The sequence below is a fragment of the Parabacteroides sp. Y3-G-102 genome (assembly GCF_023656845.1).
GTDB classification, from domain to species: domain Bacteria; phylum Bacteroidota; class Bacteroidia; order Bacteroidales; family Tannerellaceae; genus Parabacteroides; species Parabacteroides distasonis.
This window is the reverse complement of sequence record NZ_JAMOKU010000015.1, coordinates 105,153-116,912: the sequence shown is the minus strand read 5'-3', so window position 1 is coordinate 116,912 and position 11,760 is coordinate 105,153. Positions and strand designations below refer to the sequence as shown.

Sequence of the window (11,760 nt, the reverse complement as noted above, 5' to 3'; positions counted from 1 at the left end):
CTAAACGATCGTTTAAATCTTGCGTTTTTGAAAAGAGGAAATGATGATTTGAAAAAGAAAAGCTTTTTTTAGATCGATGAAGGGTTATCTCTCCCATTAGCAATAAGATAAAATAAAAAAAAATCAACAAAAAGTTGCACGTGTCGAAAAAAAAACAGACCTTTACAAACGACTAATAGAAACGATCGTTTAGGCTAGTCGTTTATGAAAAAACATTTAGACCATAAGTATTCAGAAATTTACTGAAATCTAGAATGTTGTTGTATATGGAAAGATCATTTTGCTGTTAGATTGTGTTTTTTATTGATTTATACCTTAAAATCTAATGTTGTATGAATAATGTAGTATTATGGAAACAGGTGTTTCTAGGAGCCTCTTTATTCTTATGTGGCGCAAGTCCAGTCATGGCCACTGAAGTAGGCGATTTAACACCAGACGTAAGGGGCAATGCCCTGCAACAAGATGGACGTAGAGTCACTTGCGTTATTTCAGACAAAGCAGGACCAATTGTTGGAGCGAATGTCCTTGTTAAAGGGACAACTATCGGAAATATTTCCGATATGGACGGACGTGTCATACTTGATGGTGTGCCGGATAATGCCATATTGGTGGTATCTTACATTGGCTATGTAACTCAAGAGATCTCTCTGAAGAATAGCCAGAACAATATCAAAGTAAAATTAGCGGAAGACACACAAGCCTTGGATGAGGTCGTTGTTGTCGGTTATGGTACCCAAGCGAAGAAAGATATTACGGGGTCTGTCGCTGTCGTATCTACGGAAGAGTTGAAGGAGACTCCGGTAGCGACATTCTCAGAAGCCTTGCAGGGAAAGGCTTCCGGTGTGTATATCTCGAACTCGGGTGGACCTAGTGGTGAGACGACTATCCGTATCCGTGGTGTCGGCTCGTTGAATGGTTCGGACCCATTGATTGTTGTGGACGGTGTCTCGAATGTGGATATCGACGCGGTCAATCCGAATGATATCGAGTCTTTGCAAGTCTTGAAAGATGCTTCTGCTACTGCGATTTACGGTGCGCAAGGAGCGAATGGTGTAATCATTATCACGACAAAGCAAGGAACTAAAAGCGGCCGGGTACGAGTATCTTATGATGGTTACTTTGGTGTGGCGAAGATGGCGAATAGTGGTTATGATTTGTTGAATGGATGGGAGGCGATGGAATGGCAAGCACAAGGTATGAGAAACGTGCGGGATTATCGTGGACAAACACCTACCGCTCATCCTCAATTCGGATCGTTGAACGATAAAGATGAATTGACGATGCCTTATGCGATTAAACCGGCCGGTTTATCAAAAGATCAAGTAATCTCGCAGTTTGGTAGTATCGATGCGTGGGTGGCTTCCTATAAACCGGATGGTAGTAGTTCGTGGTCACGTTCCGCTTATTATCAGATGTTGGAAGATGGATATTCGGAAGCGGAGGCCCGGAAAGGAACGAATTGGTATGATATGGTGACTCGTACGGGTAAAGTACAGGATCATCAGATCTCTTTATTGGGAGGTGGAGAGAAAGGAACTTACTCGGCCTCTTTAGGCTATACTAATCGGGAAGGAACGATTATCTCTTCTTTCTTTAAACGTTATTCACTGCGTGCCAACTCTACTTATAACGCGAATAAATATTTCACGATAGGCCAGAATTCCAATATCGCCGTAATGGAGATGGGCGGTGAGCGGGGGCGTCAAGGCGATGCGAGCGTATTCGCCCAAACATATACGATCCAGCCATGGGTACCTGTTTATAATGTCGGTGGCGATTATGCGGGATCACAGGCCTCGGAAGGTGGACGTGCGAATACGGCTTATCAGACGGCCATGAATCAACAGGATGATTGGACTCGTTTCATGCGATTGCAAAGTGCGGCTTTCGCCGAGTTGAAACCGATCAAAGGCCTGAGTCTTCGTACGCAGTTCAGTGTTCGTTTGATGGGTATGTGGAGCCAAGCGTTGAGTGAGAAGACGATCGCTACCAATAAAGAGGGGCAATCTCAAAATTATCTGGAGGAAAACGCGAATTGGAGGTTGGATTATCAGTGGACCAATACGGCGACTTATAAGACGAAATTCAATGAAGATCATGACGTGACATTTATGATCGGTACGGAAGCTATGAAATTTGGTGTGGGACGAAGCATGAAAGCCATTCGCTATGATTATATCTTCGAGAATAATCCCAATACATGGATATTAAACAATGGTTCTTCCGACAATATGAAGAATGAAGGAAAAATGTTTGATAAAAGTACGATGTTCGGCTTGTTTTTCCGTGGCGATTATTCCTATAAAGGTAAATACTTGGCAACTGTAACGGTTCGCCGGGATGCTTCTTCCCGGTTTGGCGAGGATAACCGCTGGGGTACATTCCCTTCTCTTTCTTTAGGCTGGCGTATGTCGGATGAGGTCTTTATGGAAAAGACACGTACGTGGTTGGATGATTTAAAGGTGCGTGCGGGTTATGGAACGACCGGTAACTCTAATATCGGAGCCTATAATTATGCGTTTCAATATGCGACCGGAAATGATTATTTATATGGAATCACAGGTGCGGATTCAGGGGCGTCTCCGGGCTATGCGATCTCAAATCTGGGGGATGTGAATGCTAAGTGGGAAACAACCAAGATGTTTAACGTCGGTTTAGACGTAACGGCGTTGAATAATCGTTTGACCGGAAGTATCGATTATTATATTAAGAAGACTTCAGATTTGTTGGTGAACGCTAACTGGTCCGCTTTGGCCGGTAACGCTACTAAGCCAAAGATCAATATTGGCGATATGCAGAATAAAGGTCTTGATTTCAGTGTGGGCTGGAGAGATAAAGTCGGTGATTTTAGTTACTCGGTAAACGCCAATATCTCAACCTATAAGAATAAGGTTACCCAATTAGGTTCTTCGGATCTATTTACGAATACGCGTTTGAGTAAGGTAAACATCACCACGGTAGGGCAACCGGTAGCGATGTTCTACGGTTATCAAGTGGATGGAATCTATACGAGTGAACAAGATGTGCTGAACTATAAGACCGCGGATGGAAAAACGATTTTACCGTATGCCGTGGCGGACGAGGCCAGCTTGAATCCTCAATCATGGGTAGGTCGTTATAAGATTCGTGACGTGAACGGAGATGGAAAGATTGGAGCGGAAGACCGTACGATTATCGGTAATCCGCATCCGGACTTCACGGGAGGTGTGAACCTTAGTGTTGGTTGGAAAGGTTTTGATTTGAGTACATTCCTTTATTTCTCTGTAGGTAACGACTTGTATAAACATTATCAGTATTATACGCATTTCGGGGCATTACAAAGTAACTTCTCTAAAGATCGCTTGGAAAACTCTTGGGATCCCGTTACAAACCCGGATGGTATCTATCCATTATGGGCTGGTACATCTAATGAAGGTACGGAGGCGGCTAATGAATCCAATTCTACTTATATAGAAGACGGTTCATACTTGCGTATGCAGACATTGACGCTCGGTTATACGTTGCCAAAGAGTATCTTGAGTAAGATCAAATTTGAGAAGATTCGTGTTTACGGTCAGGTTTCCAATGTGTTTACATTAACAGGCTATTCTGGTTTGGATCCGGAGGTTCGTAGCAATAATGAAGATAGCAGTAACGATATGATGAAAGGTATCGACTACGGTTCTTATGGTATGCCACGCCAGTTCATTTTAGGCGTGAATATTTCTTTCTAAAAGGAATTTCGATAAGGATATTGATAACGATTAAAAAAAACAGTATGAAAAGACTATTTATATATTCAATGTTAGTGGCGTCTTCATTAGGAGCGATGACCTCTTGCTCTGACTTCTTGGATGTGAAGCCGGTGGGTGCGGTCAGTGAAGAAGAGTTACTGAATCAGGAAGGCATAAATTATGCGATTACAGGAATGTATTCATCGATGCTTACACAGGAGTATTTTGCGGCTCCTTTGACAAATTATGCCTATGGCGATGTACTGGGTGGAAGTGCGAATAAAGGGTCTACGTTTACGGACCAGTCTGACTTTACGAACTTGGAAACGTATGCGATCACTACGGACAACGGATATTTGAATACCAAATGGAAAGTGGTTTATGAAGGTGTCTATCGTGCGAACAACGTGATTAATATGATCGATAAGATCAAGGACGAGCTTTCTTCCGTAAAAGGCGTATCAAAGGATTTTTATACCGAAGCGATCGCCCAAGCCCGATTCTTCCGCGGATTCTGGCATTTTGAGGGAATGAAATTATTTGGTGCCGCTATTCCTTACGTGGGAAGCGAGGAGTTCGCTAGCGATGTAAACCCAAAAGTTTCCAATGTGGATGAGTCTGGCAATTATATTTACATATGGGATAAGGTGGCCGAGGATTTACAGTTCGCTTATGATAACCTGCCGGATATTTGGGCGAGCGATAAAGGACGTGTCAATAAATGGGCCGCCGCCGCTTTCTTGGCAAAATTGAGGCTGTATCAGTCTTCACCCTATAACGGTACGAATGGTTCTTCCGATCATTGGGCGGATGCCAAGGCTTTATTGGAGGCTATTATCGCGAATGGGCAGGATAATAATGGCACGAAATTCAAACTAGCGGATACTTATGAGGATTTGTTTACGGCAGGTAGTGCCGATTGGAGCGGTGAGTCCGTGTTCGATATACAGCGGACTATCTCTGGTTCTCAGGTAATCACGAACTCTATCGAAGGTTCATGGCATACGGCTCCTCCGGGAGGTATGGGCACATCCGGATGGGGTTTCTATCAACCTTCCTATGAGTTGGTAAACTCACATATCGTAGACGAGAATGGTTTGCCGTATCTGGATAAATCATATCAAGATAAACCGGCGTTGACTACCTTGACAGATAATATTCCACATACGGATTTAGAGGTTTTTACCGATCCTCGTCTGGATATCAGTACCGGTCGTTTTGATGTCCCTTATTGGGACTGGACGGTTCCTTCTATCTTGGATGGGTGGGTACGTGATATCGCGAATGGTGGTCCTTATATGAATAAGAAGCGGCAACCGAAAAAAGCGGATAAAGGCGGTACGAGCGTATCTACGGAGACGAGTTCTACAGCCAAGAATTACCATTTGATCCGTTATGCGGATGTTTTACTTTGGTATGCCGAAGTCTTGATTCACGACGGAAATTATAAGGAGGCCGGGAAGTATATAAATGAGGTACGTGCCCGTGCGGCAAACTCGTATGTGAAGGGCGTTGATGCTGCCACGATGTTGCCCACTTCTACATCTTATGTCTTGGATGATAAAGTGAATGGGAAGTTGGATTCGAACGCTGCGGCTAATTATCGTGTAGGTTTGTATCCGGATTCGCAATTCAACAGCAAGGGTGGTGCTTTAGCCGCTTTACGTTTCGAGCGTAAATTAGAGTTGGCGATGGAAGGTCATCGCTGGTACGACTTAGCTCGTTGGGGAATAGCGTACGATGAGATAAGTAATTATATCACTTACGAGAAGAAGCATCTCGGAAAGTTTGCCAACTGCGTTTATAACGCTAAATGGGTAACTCTTCCGATCCCGAATGATCAAATCGTGACCATGGAAGGCGTTTTAGTCCAGAATGAGAATTGGAAATAAATCGTAGGTTAATAATCTGTATCGGTCAGGCATGTGATATGTCTGACCGTTTTGTATATTTGCGGCATGAAGTCAACAACCCGGAGGGTTTCGGTGTTTTTTAATAAACAAATAAAGAGAATAGGATGAGACTGGTGTATATTTATCATAGCGGGTTTGTTGTAGAGGCGGAAGGCTTCTCCATCTTGATCGATTATTTCAAAGATACGAATCCGGACCCAGCGAAGGGGTTTGTGCGTGGGGAGCTATTAAAACGTCCGGGGACGTTGTACGTATTGGCATCACATTTCCATCCGGATCATTTTAATCCGGACGTGTTGAAATGGAAAGAGGAGAAAGACGATATCAAATATATTTTCTCCAAGGATATCTTGAAACGCCGCCGGGCAAAAGCCGAGGACGCTTTTTATATGAAGAAGGGAGATGTGTACCAAGATGAGCATTTAACGATTAGGGCGTTCGGATCGACCGATGTCGGTATCTCTTTTTTGATCGAGGCGCAAGGTAAACTGATTTTTCATGCCGGAGACTTGAATAATTGGCATTGGAAAGATGAGTCTACTCCACAGGAAGTTGCGGAGGCGGAAGGGAATTACCTGAAAGAACTGGATATAATAGCGAAATATACGCAGGCGATGGATGTTGTCATGTTTCCGGTAGATCCCCGCTTAGGGACCGATTTTATGCGAGGTGCCCAACAATTCATCGACCGGATAAGGACCGGTATCTTTGTGCCGATGCATTTCTGGGAACGTCCGGCGGAGGTCATGGCCTTTGCCCCGTATGCCGAATCGAAAGGTTGCCGGTATGTTGTCCTTTCTGTACCGGGTGAGGGTACCGATATATAATATATTATTAATGTATAGGTTTTAGAAAACATATAAATTTATTTAGGTATGGAAGTTAAAGGCAGATTTGACCATTTCAATATTAACGTATTAGATTTGGAGAAAAGTATCGCTTTTTATAACAAAGCGTTGGGGTTGAAAGAGCATCATCGAAAGGTCGCGGAAGACGGTTCTTTTATATTGGTTTATTTAACGGATGAGCAAACCGGTTTCTTGATGGAGCTGACTTGGCTGCGTGACCGGAAAGAACCTTATGAGCTAGGCGACAATGAGAGCCATCTTTGTTTCCGGGTAGCCGGCGATTATGAGGAGGTACGTAAATACCACAAGGAAATGGGAGCGGTTTGCTTCGAGAATACCAAGATGGGATTGTATTTTATTAATGATCCGGATGACTATTGGATCGAGATATTACCGTTGCGATAATTCTCCATTATTATATAACAATGTTGCTTAACATAAGTTTTCGAAAAAAGAAGATAAAATGACAGGAATCTGTAAAATTTTCTTCAAATCGTATTGCAACTTGTGTTAAACCTCTTATATTTGCTACCCAGAAAGAGGAAAATCATTATTAATCCTAAATATAAAATCATGGAGAAGCCTTATGTAGTAGGTATCGATATAGGTGGTACCAACACTGTTTTTGGTGTAGTTGACGCAAGAGGAACAATCTTGTATAGTGGATCAATTAAGACTGGTAAATATGCAGACGTTAATGACTATGTAGCGGAATTAGCTAAAGGTCTGAAGTCTGTTATTGATCAGGCTGGTGGTCCGGATAAGATTAAAGGTGTGGGTGTAGGTGCTCCGAACGGAAACTTTTTCAACGGATGTATCGAATTCGCTCCGAACTTGCCTTGGAAAGGTAAGATTCCTTTGGCTCAATTGATCAGCGAACAGATCGATGGTATTCCTGTTGCTTTAACAAACGACGCCAACGCTGCCGCTATCGGTGAGATGACTTATGGAGCCGCTCGCGGTATGAAAGATTTTATCGTGATCACTTTGGGTACTGGCGTGGGTAGCGGTATCGTAATCGGTGGTAACTTGGTATACGGACATGACGGTTTTGCCGGCGAGTTGGGCCACGTTATCATGCGTCGTAACAATGGTCGTCAGTGCGGTTGCGGTCGCCAAGGATGTCTGGAGGCTTATGCTTCAGCTACCGGTGTGGCTCGTACGGCTCGTGAATATCTGGAAATCCGTAAGGACGAGAGTGTTCTTCGCGACTTGGATCCGGATGAAATCACTTCAAAAGACGTATACGACGCAGCTATGAAGAATGATAAGATCGCTCTTGAGATTTTCGAGGCTACCGGCTCTATGTTGGGAGAGGCTTTCGCTGATTTCGTAGCATTCTCTAGCCCGGAGGCTATCATTTTGTTTGGCGGTCTTACGAAAGCTGGCGATTTGATCATGAACCCGATTAAACGTTCAATGGAGAAAAATATGTTGAAAGTTTACGCAGGTAAGACTAAATTATTATTCTCTCAATTGAAAGAGAGCGACGCTGCCGTATTAGGAGCAAGTGCTTTGGGTTGGGAAGTAAGAGACCAAAGCGCTGGTTTGGAAGTCTAAATCCGGTTTTGCGTATAACGAAAAGACATTTGCGAAATAAGGCAAGCCGCATCTATATTTAGGTGCGGCTTGTTGTTTTTAATTGAATTATAAATCATAAAGTATGAGACATCCGTTGTATCAATTTCAGTTTTGCCCGGTTTGCGGGGCAAAAGCTTTCGTGGAACATAACGAGAAAGCGAAAAAATGTATGGCGTGCGGTTTTGTTTATTATTTCAACCCGTCATCGGCTGTCGCTTGTTTCATAAAGAACGCTAAGGGGGAGTTGTTACTGGTTCGCCGAGGAAAAGAGCCGGCTAAAGGTACATTGGATTTGCCCGGTGGCTTCGTCGATATGTTTGAGTCGGGGGAGGAGGCCGCTCGCCGGGAAGTAAGGGAGGAGACGGGGTTGCATATCCAGAATTGCCGTTATTTGTTTTCCTTGCCTAATTTATATATGTATTCCGGCTTTGAGGTGCATACGCTGGATATGTTTTATGAGTGTTTGGTAGATGATTTCAATAACGTGCATGCGGAAGATGATGCCGCCGAGATCGTGATCCTTCGCCCGGAGGATGTGAATCCGGAAGACTTCGGTTTAGACTCTATCCGAAAGGCGGTACCGATCTATCTTGGTAAATATTGATAGAACTTGCCTTCTGTTTGGCGCATATTACTTATATTTGCGAATTAGAACGAATAGGCACTGAAGTAAGTGCTTGTATTAAAAAGCAAATGAGTGATGAAAAGAATACTTATTCCGCTGTGTCTGGTAGTAGGCAGCCACATGGCAAGCGGGCAGAGATCGTATCAATTTGATGCGCCGAACCGTTTGTTTGTCGAAGGCAAGGAGTTGTTTAGTTTGAAGAATTATTCAGGTTGCATCGATAAGCTGGAGGCGTATAAACAGCATTCCACGGATGCCGACTTGATTCAAGAAGCCGATTATATGTTGGTCTACTCCGCTTATGAGCAAGGCCGTCCCAATGCCGTTGAGTTATTGAAAGATTATCTGGATGTGTACCCGGCTTCCCGTCATGCGGACGAGGTGAACTTCTTGATCGGTTCCGCCCATTTCGGACAGGGAGAATATCAGAAAGCTATCTTTTGGTTTAACGAATCGAACATTGATATGCTAAGTCCGGAACAACAGGAGGTTTATTGTTTCCGTTTGGCTTATTCCTTGTTGCAAATTGGGGATATGGAGAAGGCCCGTGGTTATTTCGCACGGATCGAGCAGATCGGAACGAAGTACCGGGAAGCATCTACCTATTATGTCGCTTATATCGATTACGCAACCGGTAAATACAACAATGCCTTGGTGGAATTTACCCGCTTGAAGGACTTGCCTGATTATAAGGAGCGATCTTTGTACTATATCACGCAAATTTATTTTATCCAGAATAAATACGAGAAAGTGATCAGCGAAGGTAAGGAATTGCTAGCCTCTTATCCGGATAGCGAGAACAATAGCGAGGTTTACCGTATCATGGGTAACGCCTACTATCATCTGGGAAATGAGGATCAGGCGATTAATATGCTGAGTAAATATGTATCCTCGACGGATAGCCCGTTGAGGGGCGATTTATATATCTTGGGCGTATGTTATTACAATAAGGGTAATTACAGTAGCGCCGTGAACGCTTTGGGGCGGACCGTACGTGAGAACGATGCCCTGTCGCAGAACGCTTATCTGTATCTGGGGCAAAGTTATCTGAAATTAAAAGATAAGAATAACGCCCGTATGGCCTTCGAGGCTGCCGCGACTTCTTCTTTCGATAAGCAAGTGAAAGAGGCGGCTATGTATAATTACGCTTTATTGATCCACGAGACCGCTTTCACTGGCTTTGGCGAGTCGGTGACAATCTTCGAGGATTTCTTGAATGATTTCCCGAATTCCAAATATGCCGATAAGGTAAACGATTATCTGGTGGAGGTTTATTTGACTACCAAGAACTATCAAGCGGCTCTGAACTCTATCGATAAGATCAAGCATCCGAGCACGAAGATCTTGGAGGCGAAGCAAGATATCTTATTCCAGTTGGGAACGCAGGCGTTCACGAATATGGAATTGGATAAGGCGGTCGATCTTTTCAGCCGTGCGATTTCGTTGGGCGCTTATAATCTGGAATCTCGTAACGACGCTTATTTCTGGCGTGGGGAATCTTATTATCGCCAAGGTGAGTATAACAAGGCGATTTCCGATTATCGTACCTATTTGAATAATACCCGCCAACGTAATACGGATATGTATGCCTTGGCACATTATAACTTAGGTTACAGCTACTTCAAATTGAAAGAGTATGGCGAGGCGTTGAACCGTTTCCGTCAATACGTGAATCTGGAAAGCAATCAGCAGACTCCGGCTTATGCGGACGCTTATAATCGTATCGGCGATTGTTTATTCCACAACCGTCAGTTCGCTATGGCGGAAGAGAATTATACCCGTGCGGCGCAATTGCAACCGTCCGCCGGAGATTATTCGGTGTATCAGAAGGGCTTCTTGCTGGGATTGCAGAAAGATTATAAGGGAAAGATCAGCGTGATGGATCGCTTGATCCGTGAGTTCCCGGAATCACAATATGTGGATGATGCCTTGTTCGAGAAAGGACGTTCTTACGTGTTATTGGATAACAATCAAGCGGCTGCGGCAAGCTTTGAGCAATTGATGCGTGATTTCCCGCAAAGCAGTCTGGCTCGTAAGGCCGGCGTACAGCTTGGTTTGATTTACTTCAACGACAATCAGCCGGAGAAAGCGGCCGACGCTTATAAGAGCGTGATTAGCAATTATCCGGGTAGCGAGGAGGCGAAAGTGGCCTTGCAAGACTTGAAGTCCGTATATATCGAGCTGAACGATATCAATTCGTTTGCCGCCTATGCGAATTCGTTAGGTGGAAATGTTCGTTTCGAGGTGAGTGAGCAAGACTCCTTGACCTATCTGGCGGCCGAGAAGTTATTTATGCGAGGCGATAATGAGGGCGCTCGTCGTAGCTTGACGAATTATTTGCAAACCTTCCCGCAGGGAGCGTTTAGCTCGAACGCTAATTTCTATTTGGCAAGTATCGCTTTTGCCAAGAAAGATCTGGAGGAGGCGAAACGTCTGTTCTCGTTGGTATTGGAGAGCGGTGATACGAAATTCAGGGAAGAGTCTTGGGCTCGTAAGGCTGAGATCGAGTATCTGGATAAGGATTACGCCGCCGCTATGGAAAGTTTCAAGCATCTACAGGCGGTAGCGGAGAATCCGGAGAATAAGGAGGCCGCTAAATTGGGCTTGATGCGTTGCGCCGAGTTGACCGGTCAGCCGCAAGAGGCTTTGCTTGCCGCCAACGATTTGCTGAAGGAACCGAAGCTATCTCCCGAGATTATGTCCGAGGCCCGTTATGTCCGTGCGAAGGCTTATATCAGCTTGAAGCAGGAGAACAAGGCGTTGGCCGACTTGAAGGAGATCAGCAAGGATACCCGTACGATACACGGGGCGGAGGCTAAATATCTATTGGCTCAATTGTATTATGATAATAAGGATGATAAGAATGCCGAGACTGTCTTGATGAACTTCATCGAGAACGGTACGCCTCACCAATATTGGTTGGCACGGGGCTTTATCTTGTTGGCTGATATTTATATCCGCCAAGGTGATGATTTCCAAGCTCGTCAATATCTGACTAGTTTGCAAAACAACTACAAGGGTGATGATGAGATCGCCGCGATGATCGAAGACAGATTGGGTAAACTAAAGAAATAAAAGAA

The 11,760-nt window shown here is 44.3% G+C and carries 7 protein-coding genes; all 7 read left to right on the top strand.

Features of this window, described 5'->3' with window-relative positions; all coding sequences use genetic code 11:
* Positions 1-332: 332 nt before the first annotated feature.
* The 7 genes from NBH16_RS09700 to NBH16_RS09670 all read left to right on the top strand — a co-directional run bounded on the left by NBH16_RS09700 (position 333) and on the right by NBH16_RS09670 (position 11,755).
* Positions 333-3,713, top strand: coding sequence for a SusC/RagA family TonB-linked outer membrane protein (locus NBH16_RS09700; RefSeq protein WP_121961507.1), 3,381 nt, complete (start codon positions 333-335; stop codon positions 3,711-3,713).
* 44 nt (positions 3,714-3,757) lie between these two features.
* On the top strand, positions 3,758-5,605 hold the full coding sequence (locus NBH16_RS09695; RefSeq protein WP_196009398.1) for a RagB/SusD family nutrient uptake outer membrane protein: 1,848 nt from the start codon (positions 3,758-3,760) through the stop codon (positions 5,603-5,605).
* Between the two features lie 125 nt (positions 5,606-5,730).
* The gene (locus NBH16_RS09690) at positions 5,731-6,453 is read left to right on the top strand and encodes an MBL fold metallo-hydrolase (RefSeq protein ID WP_196009397.1); all 723 of its coding nucleotides are present in this window, start codon (positions 5,731-5,733) and stop codon (positions 6,451-6,453) included.
* A 48-nt stretch (positions 6,454-6,501) separates the two neighbouring features.
* Positions 6,502-6,879 (top strand): VOC family protein, encoded by a 378-nt coding sequence (locus tag NBH16_RS09685; protein ID WP_005867648.1) that lies wholly within the window; start codon positions 6,502-6,504, stop codon positions 6,877-6,879.
* 168 nt (positions 6,880-7,047) lie between these two features.
* Positions 7,048-8,034 (top strand): ROK family protein, encoded by a 987-nt coding sequence (locus tag NBH16_RS09680; RefSeq protein WP_005867650.1) that lies wholly within the window; start codon positions 7,048-7,050, stop codon positions 8,032-8,034.
* A 103-nt stretch (positions 8,035-8,137) separates the two neighbouring features.
* Positions 8,138-8,659 (top strand): NUDIX domain-containing protein, encoded by a 522-nt coding sequence (locus tag NBH16_RS09675; RefSeq protein WP_005867651.1) that lies wholly within the window; start codon positions 8,138-8,140, stop codon positions 8,657-8,659.
* A gap of 96 nt (positions 8,660-8,755) precedes the next feature.
* Complete coding sequence (locus NBH16_RS09670; protein WP_048927185.1) at positions 8,756-11,755, top strand: tetratricopeptide repeat protein; 3,000 nt, start codon at positions 8,756-8,758, stop codon at positions 11,753-11,755.
* Positions 11,756-11,760 lie beyond the last annotated feature (5 nt).

What these genes read in the sequence shown, in the direction of transcription:
- NBH16_RS09675 (WP_005867651.1), top strand. Translation starts at nt 8,138, where the DNA reads ATGAGACATCCGTTGTATCAATTTCAGTTTTGCCCGGTTTGCGGGGCA.
- NBH16_RS09680 (WP_005867650.1), top strand. Translation starts at nt 7,048, where the DNA reads ATGGAGAAGCCTTATGTAGTAGGTATCGATATAGGTGGTACCAACACT.
- NBH16_RS09690 (WP_196009397.1), top strand. Translation starts at nt 5,731, where the DNA reads ATGAGACTGGTGTATATTTATCATAGCGGGTTTGTTGTAGAGGCGGAA.
- NBH16_RS09700 (WP_121961507.1), top strand. Translation starts at nt 333, where the DNA reads ATGAATAATGTAGTATTATGGAAACAGGTGTTTCTAGGAGCCTCTTTA.
- NBH16_RS09685 (WP_005867648.1), top strand. Translation starts at nt 6,502, where the DNA reads ATGGAAGTTAAAGGCAGATTTGACCATTTCAATATTAACGTATTAGAT.
- NBH16_RS09670 (WP_048927185.1), top strand. Translation starts at nt 8,756, where the DNA reads ATGAAAAGAATACTTATTCCGCTGTGTCTGGTAGTAGGCAGCCACATG.
- NBH16_RS09695 (WP_196009398.1), top strand. Translation starts at nt 3,758, where the DNA reads ATGAAAAGACTATTTATATATTCAATGTTAGTGGCGTCTTCATTAGGA.